This is a genomic window from Achromobacter sp. RW408, assembly GCF_003184165.1.
Classification (GTDB): Bacteria; Pseudomonadota; Gammaproteobacteria; order Burkholderiales; family Burkholderiaceae_B; genus Achromobacter; species Achromobacter xylosoxidans.
Genome location: NZ_QHHO01000022.1, coordinates 818,746 through 839,572 on the forward strand (window position 1 = coordinate 818,746; position 20,827 = coordinate 839,572).

General features: G+C 67.7%; 21 protein-coding genes. 3 read left to right on the plus strand and 18 right to left on the minus strand.

What is annotated here, in order from left to right; translation table 11 throughout:
* Positions 1–215: 215 nt before the first annotated feature.
* The 6 genes from DK459_RS06080 to DK459_RS06105 form a co-directional block, all read right to left on the minus strand.
* A complete protein-coding gene (locus tag DK459_RS06080; RefSeq protein ID WP_194957127.1) occupies positions 216–923 on the minus strand; it encodes an ABC transporter ATP-binding protein in 708 nt (235 codons plus the stop codon).
* A gap of 4 nt (positions 924–927) precedes the next feature.
* Positions 928–1,692 carry an ABC transporter ATP-binding protein gene (locus DK459_RS06085; RefSeq protein ID WP_110134547.1) on the minus strand — a complete coding sequence of 255 codons (765 nt, stop codon included), beginning with the start codon at positions 1,690–1,692 and terminating at the stop codon, positions 928–930.
* Positions 1,689–2,693 (minus strand): branched-chain amino acid ABC transporter permease, encoded by a 1,005-nt coding sequence (locus tag DK459_RS06090; protein ID WP_024070587.1) that lies wholly within the window; start codon positions 2,691–2,693, stop codon positions 1,689–1,691. The genes DK459_RS06085 and DK459_RS06090 overlap by 4 nt, the downstream gene beginning before the upstream one ends.
* On the minus strand, positions 2,690–3,592 hold the full coding sequence (locus DK459_RS06095) for a branched-chain amino acid ABC transporter permease (protein ID WP_006390024.1): 903 nt from the start codon (positions 3,590–3,592) through the stop codon (positions 2,690–2,692). Before DK459_RS06095 ends, DK459_RS06090 begins: the two co-directional genes overlap by 4 nt.
* Positions 3,593–3,653: 61 nt before the next feature.
* Positions 3,654–4,865, minus strand: coding sequence for an ABC transporter substrate-binding protein (locus DK459_RS06100; RefSeq protein WP_047992025.1), 1,212 nt, complete (start codon positions 4,863–4,865; stop codon positions 3,654–3,656).
* Positions 4,866–4,957: 92 nt separating this feature from the next.
* Positions 4,958–5,749 (minus strand): SDR family NAD(P)-dependent oxidoreductase, encoded by a 792-nt coding sequence (locus DK459_RS06105; protein ID WP_006390026.1) that lies wholly within the window; start codon positions 5,747–5,749, stop codon positions 4,958–4,960.
* A 226-nt stretch (positions 5,750–5,975) separates the two neighbouring features.
* Between DK459_RS06105 and DK459_RS06110 the strand changes: the two genes are divergently transcribed.
* Positions 5,976–6,632, plus strand: a complete 657-nt coding sequence (locus DK459_RS06110) for a GntR family transcriptional regulator (RefSeq protein WP_230846684.1) — start codon at positions 5,976–5,978, stop codon at positions 6,630–6,632.
* A 329-nt stretch (positions 6,633–6,961) separates the two neighbouring features.
* Here DK459_RS06110 and DK459_RS06115 read toward each other — a convergent pair whose 3' ends face one another.
* Together DK459_RS06115 and DK459_RS06120 are read right to left on the minus strand one after the other, a co-directional pair.
* The gene (locus DK459_RS06115) at positions 6,962–7,612 is read right to left on the minus strand and encodes a carbonic anhydrase (protein ID WP_006390028.1); all 651 of its coding nucleotides are present in this window, start codon (positions 7,610–7,612) and stop codon (positions 6,962–6,964) included.
* 516 nt (positions 7,613–8,128) lie between these two features.
* Positions 8,129–8,464 (minus strand): FxLYD domain-containing protein, encoded by a 336-nt coding sequence (locus tag DK459_RS06120; RefSeq protein WP_006390029.1) that lies wholly within the window; start codon positions 8,462–8,464, stop codon positions 8,129–8,131.
* 378 nt (positions 8,465–8,842) lie between these two features.
* On the opposite strand from DK459_RS06120, the gene DK459_RS06125 reads away from it, so the two are divergent.
* On the plus strand, positions 8,843–9,211 hold the full coding sequence (locus DK459_RS06125; protein ID WP_024070582.1) for a PsiF family protein: 369 nt from the start codon (positions 8,843–8,845) through the stop codon (positions 9,209–9,211).
* Between the two features lie 180 nt (positions 9,212–9,391).
* Here the strand turns inward: DK459_RS06125 and DK459_RS06130 are convergent, their stop codons facing one another.
* From DK459_RS06130 to DK459_RS06155, 6 genes are read right to left on the minus strand one after another with little or no spacing between them, the layout of a single operon-like run.
* Positions 9,392–10,432: a cyclase family protein gene (locus DK459_RS06130; protein WP_054439031.1), complete on the minus strand. Its 1,041-nt coding sequence runs from the start codon at positions 10,430–10,432 to the stop codon at positions 9,392–9,394.
* A gap of 3 nt (positions 10,433–10,435) precedes the next feature.
* Positions 10,436–11,215 carry a 3-oxoadipate enol-lactonase gene (gene pcaD, locus DK459_RS06135; protein WP_006390033.1) on the minus strand — a complete coding sequence of 260 codons (780 nt, stop codon included), beginning with the start codon at positions 11,213–11,215 and terminating at the stop codon, positions 10,436–10,438.
* A gap of 55 nt (positions 11,216–11,270) precedes the next feature.
* Complete coding sequence (locus DK459_RS06140) at positions 11,271–11,567, minus strand: YciI family protein (protein WP_024070579.1); 297 nt, start codon at positions 11,565–11,567, stop codon at positions 11,271–11,273.
* Between the two features lie 12 nt (positions 11,568–11,579).
* Positions 11,580–11,855 (minus strand): muconolactone Delta-isomerase, encoded by a 276-nt coding sequence (gene catC, locus DK459_RS06145; RefSeq protein WP_020926098.1) that lies wholly within the window; start codon positions 11,853–11,855, stop codon positions 11,580–11,582.
* A gap of 52 nt (positions 11,856–11,907) precedes the next feature.
* Positions 11,908–12,552: a 3-oxoacid CoA-transferase subunit B gene (locus tag DK459_RS06150; protein WP_020926099.1), complete on the minus strand. Its 645-nt coding sequence runs from the start codon at positions 12,550–12,552 to the stop codon at positions 11,908–11,910.
* Positions 12,549–13,238 carry a 3-oxoacid CoA-transferase subunit A gene (locus DK459_RS06155; protein ID WP_006390038.1) on the minus strand — a complete coding sequence of 230 codons (690 nt, stop codon included), beginning with the start codon at positions 13,236–13,238 and terminating at the stop codon, positions 12,549–12,551. Before DK459_RS06155 ends, DK459_RS06150 begins: the two co-directional genes overlap by 4 nt.
* 169 nt (positions 13,239–13,407) lie before the next feature.
* Between DK459_RS06155 and DK459_RS06160 the strand changes: the two genes are divergently transcribed.
* Positions 13,408–14,190, plus strand: coding sequence for an IclR family transcriptional regulator (locus tag DK459_RS06160; protein ID WP_020926101.1), 783 nt, complete (start codon positions 13,408–13,410; stop codon positions 14,188–14,190).
* Positions 14,191–14,240: 50 nt separating this feature from the next.
* Here the strand turns inward: DK459_RS06160 and DK459_RS06165 are convergent, their stop codons facing one another.
* The 4 genes from DK459_RS06165 to ppc form a co-directional block, all read right to left on the minus strand.
* Positions 14,241–14,969 (minus strand): SDR family NAD(P)-dependent oxidoreductase, encoded by a 729-nt coding sequence (locus tag DK459_RS06165; protein WP_006390042.1) that lies wholly within the window; start codon positions 14,967–14,969, stop codon positions 14,241–14,243.
* 158 nt (positions 14,970–15,127) lie between these two features.
* The gene (locus DK459_RS06170; protein ID WP_006390043.1) at positions 15,128–16,468 is read right to left on the minus strand and encodes a short-chain fatty acid transporter; all 1,341 of its coding nucleotides are present in this window, start codon (positions 16,466–16,468) and stop codon (positions 15,128–15,130) included.
* A gap of 182 nt (positions 16,469–16,650) precedes the next feature.
* Positions 16,651–17,586: a 3-hydroxyacyl-CoA dehydrogenase family protein gene (locus DK459_RS06175; protein WP_006390045.1), complete on the minus strand. Its 936-nt coding sequence runs from the start codon at positions 17,584–17,586 to the stop codon at positions 16,651–16,653.
* Between the two features lie 345 nt (positions 17,587–17,931).
* Positions 17,932–20,778, minus strand: a complete 2,847-nt coding sequence (gene ppc / locus DK459_RS06180; protein WP_054497868.1) for a phosphoenolpyruvate carboxylase — start codon at positions 20,776–20,778, stop codon at positions 17,932–17,934.
* Between the last annotated feature and the right edge of the window lie 49 nt (positions 20,779–20,827).

A 20,827-nucleotide genomic window follows, 5' to 3' on the forward strand; every position in this document is an offset into this window, starting at 1 on the left:
AGGCTAGGCGCGGTCTCCGCCGCGTGGCTGTGCCACGCAAGGGGAGCGCAACGACGCCTGGTGGCCGATTGCCGGCCTGCCCGAAGGGTGAGCGCCCAAATGAGCGCCTCTCTGCGTTGCAAATGCTCGCCGTGGTCCCGCCACGGCTGCGCTTTGCGCCTTGATAGACGCTCATTTGGGTGCTCATGCGAGGCTCCTTTTAGCGTGAACAGGCCCTAGCCGCCCAGGTAGGCGCGCTGCACGCCTTCGTCGCTGGCCAGCGCGGCCGATGCGCCTTCCAGCGCGATCTCGCCGTTTTCCAGGATGTAGGCATAGCTGGACACCGACAGCGCCAGCTTCACGTTCTGTTCCACCAGCAGGATGGTGATGCCCTGTTCGCGGTTCAGGCGCAGCACGATGTCGAATATCTGTTCCACCACCAGCGGCGACAGGCCCATGGACGGTTCGTCCAGCAGGATCATGCGCGGGCGCGCCATCATGGCGCGGCCGGTGGCCAGCATCTGCTGTTCGCCGCCCGACAGCGTGGCGGCCTTCTGCTCGAAGCGCTCGCGCAGCCGCGGGAAGGTATCGCAGACCATGTCCAGGTCGGCCTTGACCGCCTGGCGGTCCTGGCGCAGGTAGGCGCCCATCTCCAGGTTCTCGCGCACGCTCATTTCGCGGAAGATCTCGCGGCCCTCCGGCACCTGCACGATGCCGCGGCTGACGATGGCGTCGGCCGGCTGGCGATGGATGGCCTCGCCCGCAAAGCGCACGCTGCCCGCGGTGGGCGTCACCAGCCGCGAGATCACGTTGAGCGTGGTGGACTTGCCGGCGCCGTTGGCGCCCAGCAGCGCGACGATGGCGCCCTGCGGCACTTTCAGCGACACGTCCTGCAGGGCGCGGATATTGCCGTAGGCGGCGCTGACCGATTCGACTTCAAGCAGGTTCTCAGCCACCGGCGGCTCCCTTGCCCAGATAGGCTTCGATGACGCGGGGGTTGCTGCGCACCTCCGCGGGCGTGCCTTCGGCGATCTTCTCGCCGAACGACATGACGGTGATGCGATCCGAGATCGACATCACCAGCTGCATCACGTGCTCGACCAGCAGCACCGTGATGCCGTCGCGTTCGCACAGCTCGGTGAGGACGCGGTCGAGCGTCTCGATTTCGCGATTGCGCAGGCCGGCGGCGGGCTCGTCCAGCAACAGTAGCTTGGGCGAGATGGCCAGCGCGCGCGCCAGTTCCAGCATCTTCTGGCGGCCGAAGTCCAGGCTGCACGCGGGCGTGTCGAGGAAGTCGGCCAGGCCGACGCGTTCGAGCAGGTGCTCGACGCGTTCGCGCGCCTCGGCGGTGGCCGGGCGCAGCAGGCGCGCGGCCGTGCTGGCGCCGTGTGCATAGGTGCCCAGCAGCGCGTTCTCGCGCACGCTCAGTGCGCTGAACAACTCCAGGTTCTGGAAGGTGCGGGCCACGCCCAGCGCCGCCATTTCGTGCGGCTTCTTTTTCGTGACGTCGATGCCGTCGAAGACGATGCGGCCCTGCGTCGGCCGGTAGTAGCGCGAGACGCAATTGAAGGTGGTGGACTTGCCGGCGCCGTTGGGGCCGATCAGCGCGTGGATACGGCCGCGTTCGACCTGCATCGACAGGCCGTTGATGGCGGTCAGGCCGCCGAATTTCACCGTCAGGCCCTGGACGTCGAGGTAGGGTTGGGCGCTCATGCGGCGCTCCTTTGCGTGGGTTTGGCGGTGGCGCCCTGGGCGTCCCGGCGCGCGGGCAGCGGCGCGGCTGGCGGCGGCGCGCGGCGGCGCGCCTCGCGGCCGGCGAACAGGCCCTTGGGCGCGAACATCATGAAGCCCATCAGGATCACGCCATAGATGATTTCCTGGAACGACAGCGCCTGGCGCAGCAGCTCCGAGATCAGGCCGAAGCCGATGGCGCCGGCGATGGCGCCGCGCACCGAGCCGATGCCGCCCACCACCACCATGGTGAGGATCAGGATGGTGGTCTGGAAACCCAGGCTCTCCGGATGGATGAACGAGGCGAAGGTGGTGTACATGCCGCCGGCGATGCCGGCGTAGGCCGCCGACAGCGTGAAGGCGGTGCGCTTGATGGCGTTGACGTTCACGCCCATGGCCTGCGCCGCCACGTCGCTCTCGCGCACGGCGCGAAAGGCCGAGCCCAGCTGCGAGCGCGACAGCGCCACGGTGACCCACAGCAGCAGCGCGGCGATCGCTACCACGAAGGGATAGGCCTTGATGTCGGACACCAGCTCATAGCCGAACAGCGTGGCCGGCGAAATGCGGAAGCCGTTCGAGCCGTTGGTCACCGACTGCCAGTTCAGGAACACCCACTGCATCGCCTCGCCAAAGGCGAACGTGGATAGCGCCAGGTAGATGTCGCGCATGCGCAGCGCCAGTGCGCCGATCAGGTAGCCGAGCACGGCCGCCAACAGCCCGCCCGCCACGATCGAGACGAAGAAGGGCGGATGCCACAGGTTGTTGATCAGCCCGGCGGTGTAGATGCCGACGCCGTAGAACGCGGCGTGCGACAGGGCGAACTGCCCGGTCTCGCCGATGACGATGTGCAGGCCCAGGGCCAGCACCACGAACACCATCAGCAGGTTGACGACGTAGATCACATAGCCGCTGGCGACGAACGGCAGGGCCGCCAGCGCCACGGCCATCAGCGCCAGCAGGGCGCGGTCGGTCTTGGATTTCATACTTTTTTCACCTGCAGTTTGCCGCCCAGCAGGCCTTGCGGACGCAGCAGCAGCACCACCATGATGGCGACGAAGGGCGCCACCACGATGGCGTTGGTCGAAATGAACAGGCCCACCAGGTTCTCGGCCACGCCGATCACGAAGCCGCCGACCACCGCTCCGGGCAGGCTGGTGATGCCGCCGACGATGGCGGCCGCGTAGGCCAGGATGGCGATGTGGCCGATGTCCGGCGTGATCAGGATCTTGGGCGTGATGAGCAGCGCGGCCACGGCCGAGATCAGCCCGGACAGCGCCCACACCATCATGCGGATGCGCGTCAGGTTCACGCCCACCAGGCGCGCGGCCTTGGGGTTCATGCCGACGGCGCGCATGGCCTTGCCCACGCGGGTGTAGGTGAACATCACGTACAGCAGCAGCATCACGCCCACGGCCACGGCGAAGATCACCAGGTCCAGCTGTGTCAGCACGGCATCGCCGATGAGGATGGCGTCGGTGGGGGCCAGCGGCGGCAGCGAGCGCGGCGTGTCGCCCAGCCCGGTCTGGCGCACCAGCCCTTTAAGGGCGTAGGCCAGGCCCAGCGTGGCGATCACCATCTGCACGCCCACGCCCCTGGAGGCGATGACGCGCTCCATGACGACGCGCTGGAACAGGCCGGAGACCACGGCCACCACGGCCAGCGTCACCGGGATGACGGCCAGGTAGGGCCAGCCCATCACCAGGGTCAGGAACAGGGCGACGTAGCCCCCGACCATGAAGATCTCGCCCTGGGCGAAATTGGGCACATCCGTGGTCTTGAAAATGATGACAACGGCGACCGCCAGCAGCGCATACACGCTGCCCGTCACCAGTCCCGACAGCACCCCCTGCTGCAGGAACAACCAGATATCGGCAAAGCTCATGATGGTCTCCGGCGGTCCGCGCGGCGCTGCGCCGCGGCGCGGACCTGGCCTGTGGCGGCGGTTACGGCTGGTACTGCCAGACGCTCTTGAAGGCGCCCGGCACGAGCGACATGTTGGTGCCGTCGAACTTGATGTAGATGGCCGATTCCTGCGCGGCGCGGTCGTTCGGGCCGAATTCGATCGGGCCGGCCATGACGCCGGAATCGAACTTCATGGTCTCCAGCGCGGCCAGCACCTTCTCGCGGGTGGGCTGCGGGCCGGCGGCCTTGAGCGCATTGACCACCGCCATGGCGGGCGGCAGGCCGTAGGGCATGTAGGTCTGCGGATGGCCGGGCTTGGCGGCCAGGTCCGGATAGGCCTGCTTGTACATGTCGTAGACCCAGGTCAGCTTGGCGCCGCCGGGCACGTCGGCCAGCACTTCCTGGATGTAGACGTTCTTGAAGGCGTCCTTGTTGCCGACGTTCTCGACCAGCTGCTTCAGGTCGGCGGTGCCGTTGACGGCCAGCACGATGGGCTTGTTCCAGCCCAGTTCCTGCGCCTTCTTGATGATCAGCGCGGCGGGCCGGGCATACGTCGTCAGCAGTAGCACGTCGGGATTGCCGGCGCGGATCTTGAGCATCGGCGCGGTCACGTCGGTGATGTTTGGATTGACCGATTGCACCTGCAGGTTCAGGCCGCCCAGCTGCTTGGACTGGGCCTGGGCGGCTTCCAGGTTCCAGCCGCCGTAGGCATCGTCATGGTTGATGTAGCCGATCTTCTTGGCCTTGAGATGCTCGGCGGCGAACTGCACCATCGAGCCGCCCACGGCGTGCTGCGAGATCGAGAACGCGCCGTAGATGTACTTGGACGGCGGATACAGCGCGCCGTCGCCCGAGGCGTTGAGCATGACCAGCGGCACCTTCTCGCGCTCGACGTATTCGCGCGCGGCCACCACGGCGGCCGAGCACGAGCCGCCGTTCAGCAGGAACACCTTGTCCTGCTCCGTCAGCTTCTTGACCGCCGCCACCAGGTCGTTGGCGTTGCAGCGGTCGTCCTCGATCACCAGCTCGATCTGGCGGCCGTTGATGCCGCCTTCCTTGTTGACCTTGGCGTACCACATCTTGGCGGCGTTCAGCACGTCAAAGCCATAGGCCATGCCGCTGCCCGACAGGGGCGCGAACAGGCCGATCCTGATGGTCTTGTCGGTGATGCCGGGTTCCTGCTGGGCCTGGGCGGAAGCGCCCAGGGCGAGGGCGCATAGCGCGGCGGCCGCGTGGCGGCGGAGGTGCTTCATGGTTTGTCTCCCGTTTTTTGAGTGCGCGCCTTTATCGATGGCGCGTTGCTGCTTGGCGGCGAAGCCGCCGGATTGGGTTCATTGCACAGGGTTCACTGCATGCGGTAGCCGCCGTTGACGTCGATGACGCTGCCGGTGATGTAGCCCGCTTCTTCCGAGGCCAGGAAACGCACCGCGGCGGCGACATCGTCCACCGTGCCGATGCGGCCCAGCGGAATCGCCTGGGCGGCCGCCGCGAGCGCGCCGCTGCTGGTGACGGTGCTGCGCAGCATGTCGGTGTCGATCAGCCCCGGCGCGATGCCGTTGACGGTGATGCCCAGGTGCGCGGATTCGCGGGCCATGGCCTTGGTCAGGCCCAGCACGGCCGACTTGGCGGCGATGTACGAGGCGCTGGAGCGATAGCCGCCCAGTTGCGCGGCGACCGACGTGAAGGTGACGATGCGGCCATGCTTGAGCGGCGCGGCTTCGCGCCGGCGCAGGTAGGCGCGGCCGCACAGGAACACGCCGCGCGCGTTGACGGCGAAGCTGCGTTCCCAGATGTCGAGCGTGGTGTCCTTGATGAGCGGCCGTTCGCCGTTGGGCTGGAACAGCAGCAGGCCGGCGGCGCTGACCAGCACCGCGATGGGGCCGTGGGCCTGCTCGATCTGGTCGAACGCCGTTTCGACGGCGCTTTCATCGCTGACGTCGAAGGCATGGGCGCTGTGGGGCGCGCCGAGTTCGTCGGCCACGCGGCGGGCGCGCTGGGCATCCACGTCCGACACCACCACGCGGTAGCCGGCGCGGGCCAGCTCCTGGCAGATGGTGGCGCCGATGCCCCCGCCACCGCCGGTGACGAGCGCGAGCCGCGGAGCCGGGCCTGCGGCCGGCGTGGATACATTGGACATGCTGCCTCCTGTTGCGCGGATTCGCCCGCCTTGGAAACGGCGTCCGCTGATCTGAATTTTTGGCGATTATGTATACATGAAGGGGCGGCAGGTATAGGGGGTTTCCCGTAGCTGCGCATGAAACTTGATGGTTCTCATTGGGGAAAGCCCTAGCGTGATGGTATGGGGCGCTGTCGCATGTATTCTTCATGTATACAATGCGGGCATGGATACGCTATCTCAACACGTGACCGATACGCTGCGGGACTGGGTGCTGCATGGCAAGTTCAGCCCCGGCGCCCGCCTGGAGGAAATTCCGCTGGCCGAGAAGCTGGGGGTGTCGCGCACGCCGGTGCGGGCGGCCCTGGCGACGCTGGGCAACGAGGGGCTGCTGGAGCACCTGCCCAAGCGCGGCTATACGGTGCGGGCGTATGACCTGGCCGAGATCGTGGCGGCTTACGAGGTGCGGGCGGCGCTCGAAGGATTGGCCTGTCGGCAGGCGGCGCTGCGCGGGCTGTCGAACGACGCGGTGGCGGTGCTGAAGAATTGCCTGGACGAAGGCGACCGCATTCTCGGCAAGGGGGTGTTGCTGGCGGAGGACCATCTGCCTTACCAGCAGGTCAACATCACCTTGCACAACGGGATCCTGGAGGCGGCGGGCAATCCGTGGGTGAAGCGGTTCGCGACGCAGGCGCAGGCGATTCCGTATGCGTCGGATCGGATCATCCTGTGGGAGGACCATGGGATCATTCTGCGGTCGCACGATGATCATCATCGGATCGTCAACGCCATCATTGCGCGGGATGGGGCGCGGGCTGAGGATCTGATGCGTGAGCATGTCTACTATGCGGGGATCATTCTTAAGAATAATTATGAGAGGTTGGCGCAGGCGTATCGGGTTTGAGGGGGTTGCTGGCGTTGTTGGCGGCGGTTGTTGGGTTCTTTAGCCGCGGGCGCCGGGGGGGCGAGTTGTTTGCTTGGCGTTTTTGCCGTCAATCTGGGGTGGAGGGAGGATCTTGCGGGGTCGCCAAAAGCGGCCGCGCGGGCGGCCTTCTTTGGCGTTTGGGTGTGTTGCGTCGGCGGGATGACGCTGCGCGCTGGTGATGGCGCTGCGTTGCGGCTACGCTGTGACGGTCTGGCGTGCTTGCCGCGTTTGCATGGCGTGGATGCGCCTGCGCTATTTGCCCGTGGCGACATGCGCGCGGCGGCCGAGCCGCCGCGTTTGTGGAGCGGTCAGCCGGGCAGGCCGGTTTCCAGGCAGGGGCTGAATTCGCCGGTGGCGGGGTCGCGCAGGAAGAGGACGCCGGTGGCGACGCCGAAGTAGGTGCCGTGCAGCTCCAGGTCGCCCTTTTCGACGCGGCGGCGGATGGAGGGGAAGGTCATCAGGTTGTTCAGGCTGTGGCCGATGACGGCGAGTTCCAGGCGCTTGAGGTTGGCGGCGCGGTCGTCGCCGCCGGGGCCGAGTTCGTCGGCGACGGGGGCGATCTGGGACATCCACTTGCCGATGAAGTCGCCCTTGGTCAGGGGCTTGGCGTCGTCGAAGAAGGCGCGGATGCCGCCGCAGGAGGCGTGGCCGAGGACGACGATGTGCTTGACGTTCAGGCCGTTGACGGCGAATTCGATGGCGGCGCTGGTGCCGTGGTACGAGGATTCGGAGTCGGGGTCACAGGGCGGGACCAGGTTGGCGACGTTGCGCACGACGAACATTTCGCCGGGGCCGGCGTCGAAGATGGCTTCGGGCGAGACGCGCGAGTCGCAACAGCCGATGATCAGGATTTCCGGGCTTTGCCCAGTTTCGGCCAGTTTTTCGTAGCGGCTGCGTTCCGAGTGGAAGCGGCCGGCGAGAAAGGACTGATAGCCTTCGGTGAGTCTTTTGGGAAACATGATCTTTTCACTTCCTTGATAACTGGGCCGGGCATGCCGGCGTGCCGGCGGACGCAACAAGGGGCTTCGTGTGGAAGCCCCTTTTGTCGAGTCGGCTGCGGAATTTTCCCACAATTGGACTTGCGCCGGCTTGACTAAACCCTATCCCGATAAGGGTTTTTTGCCGGAGCAATCCGTCGGGCAAGTGAGCGCAGCGTGGGAAACGCGCGGCCGTCGCGCAAGAAAAGCCGTCCGGTCGCCCGGCCGCCCGAAGGCCGGACAGCCCCCTCGGGGGGCAGCAAGCGCGCAGCACGCAGCGTGGGAAACGCGCGGCCGTCGCGCAAGAAAAGCCGTCCGGCCGCCCGGCCGCCCGAAGGCCGGACAGCCCCCTCGGGGGGCAGCAAGCGCGCAGCGCGCAGCGTGGGAAACGCGCGGCCGTCGCGCAAGAAAAGCCGTCCGGCCGCCCGGCCGCCCGAAGGCCGGACAGCCCCCTCGGGGGGCAGCAAGCGCGCAGCGCGCAGCGTGGGGGCCAACCATTCACCTGGCCCGGATATCCAGGGCGGTGACCTTGGCGAATTGCAGCGGCGTGATGGCGCGGATCATCTTGATCTGGCCCGGTGCCAGGGGGCCGATGTCGTCGTCGCGCACGCGGCCGATTTCGCGGCCCTGTTCGTCGTAGAGCACGAAAGTGAGCATGACGTAGTTGACGGCGCGGGCCGATTGGTTGGCCAGCGAGCCGGTGATGGTGGAGACGTTTTCGTTGGCGTCGCGGATCGCCTGGATATTGCCCAGCGTGACGCCGTACAGGTTTTGGGCATGGGCGGCACCGGTCAGGCCGGCCAGCAATGCGAGGGAGGCGAGGACGGTTTTCATGGCGGTCTCCTGTGACCCGGTTGCCGGGCGACCCAACCGCGGACTCTGGGGCCGCGTGTCGGGGTCATGCGCCTATCTCACACCTTTCCCGCCGGGCGCACAACGGGCCAAAGGGATGAATGGGTAACAGGTTGCAGGGGATGGCCGCAGATTCATCTGTGGATGCCACAAGTGCATCGGAATGTCTCCGACTTGCGGGTATTTCCGCGCCTTTCCGCAAGCTGAACGATCGCGGCGGCGTTAGCATTTGTTGTCCTTTCGGCGCTTGCGGAGCATGCGGCTTTGTCCGATGATGACCACGCCGGCAACTTGGCCGGCGGATCTTGCGGCCCGGGTGTGCGCCAGGATGGCGCCGGCGGGCGCTCAAGGGAGGAACTCATGCTTTCCCGTACTAGCCAATTGGCTTCGGCCATCGTGTTGTCCGCCTGTTTCCTGGGCGCCGTCCATGCCCAGACGCCGGCCGCCACGCCCGCACCCGCCAAGACCCCGGCGCCTGCCGCCACGCCCGCCAAGACGCCAACCGCGCAGCAGCAGCGCATGGCCGATTGCAACAAGTCGGCCGAGGGCAAGAAGGGCGATGATCGCAAGACGTACATGAGCGCCTGCCTGAAGGGCGAGGCGCCGCCGCCCGCCAAGCAGCTGACGCCGCAGCAGCAGAAGATGAAGGACTGCAACGCCAAGGCCGGCGAGCAGAAGCTGACCGGCGACAAGCGCAAGACCTTCATGAGCACTTGCCTGAAGGGCTGAACGCGGCGTTGATTCCGCGCAGGTGAAAAGCGCCGGCCGTTGAACGGACCGGCGCTTTTTTCTGCGTGCTCCAAGTCGGGCGTCGCCCGTTGCGGCGAGCCCTGATGGCGACGATGCCGTTGAAGAGCGTACCTGCCAGGCGCGCATGCCCGCCACGCCCGGCGCAACCGCAGGCGTCGCCTACACCGTGGCGATCGGCGTGACCGGCGAGCCGATCGCGTGCGGCAGGCGCAGCGGCGGGGCGGTCAGCATGAAGCGGTGGCGGCCGTTGGCGCGAAGCCAGTCGGCCAGGTCCTTCAGGTACCACAGCTCGGCCAGCGGCAGGCCCAGCTTGAACAGGCAGTGGTGATGCAGCGGCAGCATGGCGCGCGGGCCGGTTTTCTCGCGCGCGGGATAGGCTTCCACAGCATAGTTGTCGGCGCAGATGGCGGCGATGCCGCTGTCGGTGATCCACTGCAGCAGCGCGGCGTCGGTGCCGTCGAGCGCGGCGCCGTAGGTGTGCAGCACCTCGGCGTCGGGCTTGCCGGCCATGGCGACCACGGCTTCGGCGTAGCCGGTGCGCAGCACCAGCATGTCGCCGGGCTCGATCTCGATGCCGTCGGTTTTCAGTACGTGCATGATCTCGGCGTGGCCGACCAGGGTGCGGCCGGGGCCGTAGTGGCGCGCCAGGTCCAGCAGCACGCCGCGGCCCTGCATGCCTTTCTGCGCCAGGTTCTCGACGCCCAGCTTCAGCGCGGCCGAGGGGCCGCCGCTGTTGCAGCCGCAGCCGGTGTGGTCGCCGTCGGCCGGGCCGATGACGTCGACGCCGGCCTGGTAGCCGTTGTAGTAGCGCAGCTCGGGCGTGCCGTCGCCGTCGGCGTCGAACAGCGCGCCGACGTGCGCCAGCGCGTCCCATTGCGTCGAGTACTGCATCGACAGCAGCACCTGGTCGTCGCTCAGCACGTCGACCGCGTCCGGGTTGACGTTGCGCAGCGGGAAGTTCAGGTAGGGCGTGTCGGCCAGCCGGGTCGGGCTCAGTTGCGGCGGATGGCGCCGCGGGTTGAGCACGTTGCCGCCGGGCAGGTCCAGCGGCAGCGACAGGCAGAAGGTCTTGCCGGCGCGGATTTCACGCGCGCCTTTCAGGACCTGTTCTTCGGTGATGAGATTGAGGCGGCCGAGTTGGTCGTCGGGTCCGAAGTCGCCCCAGTTGGAGCCTTCGGGCCGATGGGTCCAGCGCTGCATGGTTTACTCCGTGAGGAAGTCGACCACCGCGCGGGTGAAGGCTTCCGGTTGTTCCCAGTTGGAGATATGGGAGGTGTTCAGTTCGAGGTAGCGCGCGCCGTTGATGGCGGCGGCCAGTTCCTGGCCCTGCGCGGGCGTGGCGGCCAGGTCGTGGGTGCTGCTGATGACCAGCGTCGGCGCCGTGATGGCCGACACCTGTTCGCGGAAATCGGCGTCGCGCAGCGCGGCGCAGTTGCCCGAGTAGCCGGCGTCGGGGGTGCGGCGCAGCATGTCGACCAGCACCTGCGACAGGCCCGGCTCGGCGGCGCGGTAGCCGTCGGTGAGCCAGCGCTCGACCAGCGTCGGCGCCATCTTTTCCAGCGTCTGTTCGGCCACGGCGGCGATGCGGGCGCTCCAGCCTTCGGCCGAGCCGATGCGCGCGGCGGTGTTGCACAGGATCAGCTTGCCGATCAGTTCGGGACGGTTCAGCGCCAGCCACAGGCCGGTGGGGCCGCCCATCGACAGGCCGCAGAAGTGGGCGCGTTCGATGTTCAGGTGCGCCAGCAGTTCGGCGACGTCGTTGCCCAGCTGCGCGAAGCTGTATTCGCCGTCGGGGATCGAGGATTTGCCGTGGCCGCGGGTGTCGTAGCGCAGCACGCGGAAGTGCTTGCTCAGCGCGGGAACCTGGCGTGCCCACATGTCGGCGTTGGTGCCCAGCGAATTGGAGAGCACCAGCACCGGCGCGTCGGCGGGGCCATCGATGACGTAGAACAGCCGTGCCTGGCTGAGATCGGCGTAAGACATGCGGAAAATCCTCGGGGAATGAAAGCGCGGCCCCCCGGAGGCGGCCGCGTGGCGATTACAGGTGGCAGGTGCCGTCGACGTAGGCCTTGCGCCAGCGCGTGATGGTCACGCGCTGGAACAGCTGCGCCTGGGCGAAGGGATCGGCGTCGATGAACTGCTGCGCGGCCTCGCGCGTGTCCAGGTCGACGATGTACAGGCCGCCGCCCAGGTCCTTGCCGTCATCCTGCAGCTTGGCGCCGCAGGCCAGCAGCAGGTGCTTGTTGGCGTCCAGGTATTCGAGGTGCGCGGCGCGATGCTGCTGGCGCACGGCCTGGTGGTCGGGCTTGTCGAAGGTTTCGATGATGTAGGGCATGGGCGGCTCCGTTCAGATGGCCGAGGGATGGCGCGCCAGCGCCGTCACCTGGATGTCCATGTACGGGAACAGCGGCAGCGACGACAGCAGCGCGTGCAGTTCGTCGTTGTCCTGCACGTCGAAGATGCTGACGTTGGCGTAGCGGCCGACGACGCGCCACAGGCTCTTCCACTTGCCGTCGCGTTGCAGCTGCTGCGCCAGGGCCTTTTCGTCGGCCTTGAGCTTGTCGGCTTGGGCCGCCGGCATGTCGACGGGCAGATTGACCTGCATTTGAACCATGAACAACATGATGGGTGTCTCCAGGAAATCGGCCCCGGCGTTGCCGGGGCGCGGGGATTGATCAGTTGGAAAACTTCAGCGGCAGGCCGGTCAGGCGCAGCAGTTCGTCGGCGGTGGTTTCGCCGAACATGTCGATCACCGTGACGCCGTCGGCGCGGATGTCGAACACGGCCACGTCGGTGTACACGCGCGACACGCAGCGCACGCCGGTCAGCGGATAGGTGCAGGCGTCGACCAGCTTGCTCTGGCCTTCGCGGGTCTGCAGTTCCATCATGACGAAGACGTCCTTGGCGCCGATGGCCAGGTCCATCGCGCCGCCCACGGCGGGGATGGCGTCGGGCGCGCCGGTGTGCCAGTTGGCCAGGTCGCCGTGCTGCGACACCTGGAAGGCGCCCAGCACGCAGATGTCCAGGTGGCCGCCGCGCATCATCGCGAACGAGTCGGCGTGATGGAAGAACGAGCAGCCGGGCAGTTCGGTGACGGGCTGCTTGCCGGCGTTGATCAGGTCGTAGTCTTCTTCGCCCTTGGCCGGCGCGGGGCCCATGCCCAGCATGCCGTTCTCGGTGTGCAGGATGACTTCGCGGTCGGCCGGCAGGTGGTTGGCCACCAGCGTGGGCAGGCCGATGCCGAGGTTGACGTAGGCGCCTTCAGGGATGTCCTGGGCGACGCGGGCGGCGATCTGGTCGCGGGTCAGTTTGGTGCTCATTGCTGCTCCTTGGCGGCCTGGGCGGCGTCGATCTGCACGACGCGCTGCACGAAGATGCCGGGGGTGACGACGGTTTCCGGATCGAGGGCGCCCAGTTCGACGACTTCACGCACCTGCGCCACGGCCACGCGCGCGGCGCTGGCCATGATGGGGCCGAAGTTGCGCGCGGTCTTGCGGTACACCAGGTTGCCCCAGCGGTCGCCGCGCTCGGCCTTGATGAGCGCGTAGTCGGCGTGCAGCGGATATTCCAGCACGTATTGGCGGCCGTTGATCTCGCGGGTTTCCTTGCCGTCGGCCAGCGGGGTGCCGTAGCCGGTGGGCGAGTAGAACGCGCCGATGCCGGCGCCGGCGGCGCGGATGCGCTCGGCCAGGTTGCCCTGGGGCACAAGTTCGAGCTCGATCTTGCCGCTGCGGTACAGGCCGTCGAAGATCTGCGAGTCCACCTGGCGCGGGAACGAGCAGATGATCTTGCGCACGCGGTTGGCGCCCAGCAGGGCGGCCAGGCCGGTGGTGCCGTTGCCGGCGTTGTTGTTGATGATGACCAGGTCCTTGGCGCCTTGCTCGAGCAGGGCGTCGATCAGTTCCATGGGCTGGCCGGCGGTGCCGAAGCCGCCGATCATGACGGTGGCGCCGTCGGGGACGTCGGCGAGGGCGGCCGCCGCGCTTGCAACAAGCTTAGAAATCATGGTGTTCGCTCATAGGTGGCGTGTCATAATTTGTTCTTAATTAGAACTTTCGTTCTTCTGAAGAACATCGTTTCATGGGGATGGTCGACCGTCAAGGCAAGCCGGCGCGGCCCGATCCTCCCCGTCCAGGGTTGCCGCCAGCGGCAACGTTTTTTCTCGCGGTAGACGGATGGCCGAGCAAGCAACCCAGCAACCCAGCGACAGCTACGTTCAATCTTTTGCGCGCGGCCTGTCCGTGATCCGGGCGTTTGGCCCCGATCGTTCCCAGATGACGCTGTCCGAGGTCGCGGCCGTGACCGGCCTGACCCGCGCCGGCGCGCGTCGCATCCTGCTGACACTGGAGCACCTGGGCTACGTCACGGTCGAGGACCGCAAGTTCGCGCTGACCCCGCGCATCCTCGAACTGGGCTACGCCTACCTGTCGGGCACGCCGTTGTGGAACCTGGCGCTGCCCTACATGGAAGAAGTGGCCGAGCAGACGCGCGAGTCGTGCTCGGTGTCGGTGCTGGAAGGCGCCGACATCGTCTACATCCTGCGTCTGTCGACGCACAAGGTCATGACCATCAACCTGGCGGTGGGCAGCCGCCTGCCGGCCTGGGTGACGTCGATGGGCCGCGTGTTGCTGGCGGGCCTGCCCGCGGCCGAACTGGACCGGGTGCTGGCCATGAGCCAGATCCAGGCCTATACCAAGGACACCGTGACCGACATCGGCGCGCTCAAGGCCATCCTGGCCGGCGTGCGCGCCGACGGCTACGCCTGCGTGGCGCAGGAACTGGAACCGGGCCTGCAATCCGTCGCGGTGCCGATCGTCGACCGCAGCGGCCGCGTGATCGCCGCGATGAACGTCAGCGGCCATGCCAACCGCTTCTCGCGCGAGGAAATGCTGGCGACCTTCCTGCCGCCGCTGCGCCACGCCGCCGACCAGATCAACCACGCGCTGCTGCGCCGCTAGGCGGCGCGGGCGGGCGGAGTCGGGCAGGCGGGCGGACATGGCGGCCGGCCTCAGATCGGGGCGACGCCCAGCGTCGTGCCGCCGCAGACGTACAGCATCTGGCCGGTGACGAAGCCGTTGTCGGGCGACAGGAAGAACATGGCGGCGCGCGCCACGTCCTCGGGCGTGCCCAGGCGCTTGACCACGATGCTGTTGATGATGCGCTCGGTCTGCGGCGCGCCGGCGGGGTTGCTCTTGGTGAACAGGTCCGTGGCGATGGGGCCGGGGCCGATGGCGTTGACCGTGATGCCGTCGCCGCCCAGTTCCATCGCCAGCGTGCGCGTCAGGCCGACCAGCCCGGCCTTGGTGGCCGAATAGACCACGCGGTCCGGCTTGCCCAGCGCGGCGCGCGACGACATGTTGACGATGCGGCCGAAGCCGGCGGCGCGCATCGCCGGCAGCGCGGCCTGCACCAGGATCAGCGCGGTGCGCAGATGCAGGTTGACCACGTAGTCCAGGTCGGCCAGGGTGGCCGTGTCGGCGGTGCCCGGGCGCGTGGCGCCGGCGTTGTTGACCAGGCCGACGATGTCGTAGGCCGCGGTCACTTCGGCGGCCACTTCCTTGGTGCGCGCCTCGTCGGTCAGGTCGGCCTGGTACGACACCAGCCCCGTCGGCGGATGCTCGGGCAGGCGGTAGTCGATGTTGACCACCTTGTGCCCGGCATCCAGCAGCATGCGGACGATGGCGGCGCCGATCCCGGCGCTGCCGCCGGTCACCAGATACGCGGTAGGTTTGCTCATCTCAGCTCCCAATTCAGTTCTCAATCGCGACGTCCTCAAGAACACCGCCTCTCAACATTCCATCTGCCTCCCCATCGAGGACACCGCCAGATCCGGCTCTGCCGGTCTGCAGGTGTCGCCCCCTGGGGGGCGCGCGCAGCGCGTACGGGGGGGCCCTCTCAATGGGTCAGATAGCCCCACGCCAGCACGGCGGTGATGTGGATCACGCCGACCCACAACATCATGATGACCGTATAGCCCATCACGTCGCGCAGCTTGAGCTTGGACAGCGCCAGCGCCGGCAGGATCCAGAAGGGCTGCACCAGATCGTTCCAGGCGTTGCCCAGCATCACGGCCATGGTCGTCTGGTTGAGCGCGCTGCCGATTTCGCGGGCGGCGTCGATCATGAACGGACCCTGGATGACCCAGTGGCCGCCGGCCGAGGGCGCGAAGAAGTTGATGACGAACGAGCTGATCAGGCCCCAGAACGGCAGCGTGGCCGGCGTGGCGACGTCGACGAACACCTTGGAGATCGTGGTCACCAGGCCCGAGGCGGCCATGATGGCCATGATGCCGGCGTAGAACGGGTACTGCAGGATGATCCCGGAGATCGTCTTGATGCCTTCGGTCAGCTTGGCCACGTAGGCGGCCGGCGTGCCCAGCAGGATGATGCCCAGGAACAGGATGATGAAGTTGATCAGGTTCAGGTCGAGCGAGCCGCCATCGATGAAGTGGAAGGCGACGTAGGCCACGCCCAGCGCGCCGATCAGCAGGCTGAGGATGCGGCTGTTGTTCAGCTTGGAGGCGAGGGTGCCTTTCTCCAGCATGTCTTCGGCCGCGTTGGACGCGTTGGCGTCGCGGTCGATGGCCGGATCCACTTCGACGATCTTCTCGCCCTTCTTCGGATGCAGCCAGGCGTTCAGCAGCGGCAGCGTCACGATGATCACCAGGCTGGTGATCAGCATCGGCACCGAGAAGATGGTTTCCGTCAGCGGGATGATGCCCATCTGCTTGGCGGTGGGGTGGCCGGGGGTGGCCACCAGCACCGGGATGCTGGCCGACAGGCCCAGGCCGTACATGGTGAAACCGCTGTAGGCCGCGGCGATGATCAGCGGGTAGTGCACGCCCTTGACCTTCAGCGCCAGCTTCTTGGCGACGATGCCGCCGATGACCAGGCCGAAGCCCCAGTTCAGGTAGCTGCCGATGCCGCCCACCAGCGTGGCGACGATGATGGCGGTGTGCGGCTTGTGCACGTGGCTGACGATGCGGTTGAGCAGGCGGTCGGTCAGCGGCGCGGTGGCCAGCACGTAGCCCATGGCCAGGATCACGGCCATCTGGGTGGTGAACGCCAGCAGGCTCCAGAAGCCCTTGCCCCAGGCGCGGGTCACGTCGCCGATGCCCTGGCCTTCGATGCCCATGGCCAGCAGCACGGTGAGCAAGGTCAGCGCGATCGCGAAGACAAAGGGATCGGGCAGATACTTGCGCATCAGCTCAGTGAAAAAAGATGCCAATTTATTCATGGTGCCTCCTACGAACTCCGGTAAGGCGTATTGCTCTTGTGTCTTGCGCCGTGGCGCGCCGGATGTGGCGGCGCCGCGGGTGGGACGGTCGGTTTCTTTGTGTGGTTGGGCTCGTGGCCCGCTGGCGCGTCGGAGGGATCGCCGCGCGCCTTATGGTGTAGGGTTTCGGTGATGCGGCGGCGTCAGGAATCGCCGGCCTTGGCATTGAGCCACGCGGCCAGCTCGCCCAGCGCCGCGCTCTTGTCGCGCAGCACCCGTTCGCGGCGTTCGGCGCTCCAGGTGTAGAACCCCTGGCCGCTCTTGGCGCCGAGCTGGCCGTTCTCGACCTTGCTCTTGAGCAGCTCGGACGGCTCGGTGCGATTTTCCAGGTCTTTGTAGAGATAGCTGGCGATGGCGTAGTGGACGTCGATGCCGTTCATGTCGCGCTGCTCCAGCGGACCGGACAGCGCCAGGCGGATGCCCAGGCTCCACTTGACCACTTCGTCGATGTCCTCGGCGCTGGCCACGCCCTTTTCCAGCAGCGAGATGGCCTCGCGCGCCAGGGCGTGCTGGATGCGGTTGGCGATGAAGCCGGGGATGTCCTGGCGCACCAGCACCGGGCGCTTGCCGCCCAGGCGCAGCGTCGCCATGACGCGCGCCACGGTGTCTTCTGAGGTGGCGTCGTTGCGCACCACTTCGACCAGCGGGATGACGTCGGCGGGGGTGAAGAAGTGCGTGCCGACAAAGCGGTCGCGGCGCGCGACAGCACTGGCGATGGCGTTGATCGACAGGCCCGAGGTGTTGGTGGCGAAGATCGCTGCGGGCTTGCACAGCGCATCGAGCTGCGCGAACAGGCCGCGCTTGAGCTCCAGGTTCTCGGGCACCGCCTCGATCACCAGGTCGCAGCTGGCGGCCGCGTCCAGGCCGGGCGCCATGCGGATGCGTTGCATCACGGCGTCGACCTGGCCGGGCGCGTACACGTTCAACTGGCGTTCGATGACGGCGCGGGCGCGATCCAGGGCGCCGTCCATCGGATCGACCAGGACCACGTCCAATCCCTTCGAGGCGAAGAGCGCGGCGATGCCGCTGCCCATGGCGCCGGCGCCGATGACGGCCAGATTCTGCAGGGGAGTATCCATGAGGGTTCGCTTGCCTTACATGGCGCGCGCGGCGGGCGGCACAGGCGGAACCAGGGAACTGCGATCTGTCTCTTCCGTCGGTGTCTTCCTGTGCGCGGGCCAGAAAAATCGTTGTGTTCTATATACGAACATTTGTGCGTATATAGAATTTCTGGAAAAGATAGTACTAAAAGTTGCCGGGGGTGGACAAATGGCCTTTTTGCGGTGTTCGACAGGTGGACAGTGCGGGGCGCCACCAGGCCGCCTGCCGGGGTCGTCGCGTTCCGCACGGAGGGCCGATTCGAGGGGATGGGGGCAAAGAGGGCGCCGGAGCGCGAGGCCCCGGCGCGGCGTTGGTCTTTCGCCTCAGCCCGAATTGCGCAACCCGGCGGCGATGCCGTTGATGGTCAGGTGGATGGCGCGTTGCACGCGTTCGTCGGCCTCGGCGGCGGGCGACTTCTGCGCCGCGCGGTGGCGGCGGATCAGGTCGACCTGCAGGTAGTTGAGCGGGTCGATGTAGGCGAAGCGCTCGCGCAGCGAGGCCTGCAGCGCGGGGTTGTCGGCCAGCAGCTCGCGCCGCGTCAGCAGCTTGAGCATGGCCAGGGTGCGGGCGTGCTCGGCGCTGATCATGCCGAAGATCTTCTCGCGCAGCGCGCGCTGCGGCACCAACTGCGCATAGCGCGCGGCGATGGCCAGGTCGGACTTAGCCAGCACCATCTCCATGTTGGACAGCAGGGTGCGGAAGGCGGGCCAGTCGCGCGCCATTTCGCGCAACTGGGCCAGGCGGCCGCGCTGCGAGCGCGGCGCCCCCGGCGCGCCGGTCTCCAGATAGGCCTCGATGGCCGAGCCCATGCCGTACCAGCCGGTCAGCATCAGGCGGCATTGGGCCCAGGAAAACCCCCAGGGGATGGCGCGCAGGTCTTCGATGCGCTGGCCCTTCTTGCGCGAGGCCGGGCGCGAGCCGATGTTCAGGCCGGCGATCTCGGCGATGGGCGTGGCGGCGAAGAAGTACTCGGCAAAGCGCGGCGTGTCATACACCAGGCCGCGGTAGCTGCGCTGCGCGGCCTCGGACATGAACGACATGGCGGGGCCGTGGTGGGCCATGTGCGCGTCTTCGGCGCTGGTGGCCTGGGCGCGTGGCGCCAGGCTGGATTCGAGCGTGGCGGCGACCAGCAGCTCCAGGTGCCAGCGGCCGACCTCGGCGTCCTTGTACTTGCTCTGGATGACCTCGCCCTGTTCGGTCAGGCGGATCTGGCCGGCCACGGTGCCGGGCGGCTGCGCCAGGATGGCGTCGAAGCTGGAACCGCCGCCGCGGCCCACCGAGCCGCCGCGGCCGTGGAACAGGCGCAGGCGCACGTGGCGGCTGGAGAACACGTCGACCAGTGCGCGCTCGGCCTGGTACAGCGACCAGTTGGAGGTGAGGAAACCGCCGTCCTTGTTGCTGTCGGAATAACCCAGCATGACTTCCTGGGCGCCGTTCTGGGCGCGCTTCACGCGCTCGCGGATCTCGGGCAGGTCGAGCCAGGCAGCCATGATGTCGGCGCCGCGCTGCAAGTCGGGAATGGTCTCGAACAGCGGCACCACCATCAGGCCGTCTTCCGGCGGGATGTCCTGGCCGGCGGGCGCGATCAGGCCCGCTTCCTTCTGCAGCACCATCACTTCCAGCAGGTCGCTGAGGGTTTCGGTGTGCGAGACGATGGTCTGGCGCACGGCCTGCCTGCCATAGCGCTGGCGGCCGGCGGCGGCGGCGCGCAGCACCGCGAGCTCGCGCGTGGTGTCCTCGCTGTAGGCGATCCAGGGCGAGGCCAGCGGCCGCGCCTGCGCCAGTTCGGCGCGCAGCAGGGCCACGCGCGCGTCCTCGTCCAGCGCCAGATAGTCCAGCGGCTGGCCCGCGTGCGTGACGCCGGCGCGGCTGAACAATTCGGCCAGCGCGCGCTCGTGCACGTCGGAACTCTGGCGCAGGTCGACCGTGGCGAGGTGGAAACCGAACACTTCGACCGCCTGCTGCAAGCCGGCCAGCCGCAGCCGGCCGATGGGCGCGCCATGGTGCGCGGCCAGCGACGCGGCGATGACGGCCAGGTCGGCCGACAATTCCTGCGGCGTGTCGTAGGGTTGCGCCGCGACGGTGCTGCGGCGGGCCAGGTTCTGGCCGGTCAGGCGCAGCGCGGTGGCGGCCAGGCGCGCATAGACGCCGACCAGCGCGCGGCGGTAGGGCTCGTCGCTGCGATGCGGCGAGTCGTCGCCGCTGTGTTCGGCCAGCGCCAGCAGCGCCGGGTCGACCGCGATCAGCAGCGTGGTGATGGACAGTTCGGCGCCCAGCGCGTGGACTTCCTGCAGATAGTGCTCGAACAGCACCGTGGCCTGGCGCAGCAGGGCCCGCTCCAGCGTGTCGGCGTCGACGTTGGGGTTGCCGTCGCGGTCGCCGCCGATCCAGCTGCCCATGCGCAGGAACGGCTCCAGCGGCGCGGGCGGGGCGCCGAAGGGCTTGGCGTCGCGGTTGAGCAGCTTGGACAGGTCGCCGTAGACGCGCGGGATGACCTGCAGGAAGGTGCTGCGGTAGTACGACAGCGCGTTCTCGATTTCGTCGGCCACCGTCAGGCGGGTGTAGCGCAGCATGCGCGTCTGCCACAGCGTGGCCACGCGGCCGAGCAGCGCGGCGTCGAGCTCGGCCAGTTCCTCGGGAGTCAGGGGTTGGTCGCGCTGGGTCAATGCCGCGGCGATCTCGCGATGCACGTCCAGCGTGCTCTTGCGCTGCACCTCGGTGGGGTGGGCGGTCAGCACCGGCATGACGCAGGCCTCGGCCAGCAGGCGGCGGATGCGCGCGGGCGTCACGCCCTGGCGGCCCAGGGTCTGCACGGCATCGTGCAGGCTGCCGCGGGCCGGCGCGTCGCCCGCCAGCGCGCGGGCGCGCTGGCTGCGGTTCTGGTCGCGGTCCTCGGCGATGTTGGACAGGTGCAGGAAATAGCTGAAGGCGCGCGCCACCGAGTTGGGGTCGCTGCCCTGCAGGTGCTTGACGCGCTGTTCCAGCAGCTTGCCGTCGGCGGCATTGCCTTCGCGGCGGAATTTGACGGCGGTGCGGCGCAGGGTCTCGATGGTGTCGAAGACGCGTTTGCCTTCGCATTCGGCGATGACTTCGCCGAGCAATCGGCCTAACAGCCGGATATCGTGACGCAAGGGTTCTGCTGAATCGGACTGCGGGCGGCTGGCATTCATCGGGCGGGAGATCCGTCGGGCTGCTGGAAAAGGGGAAGGGTCAGGTGAT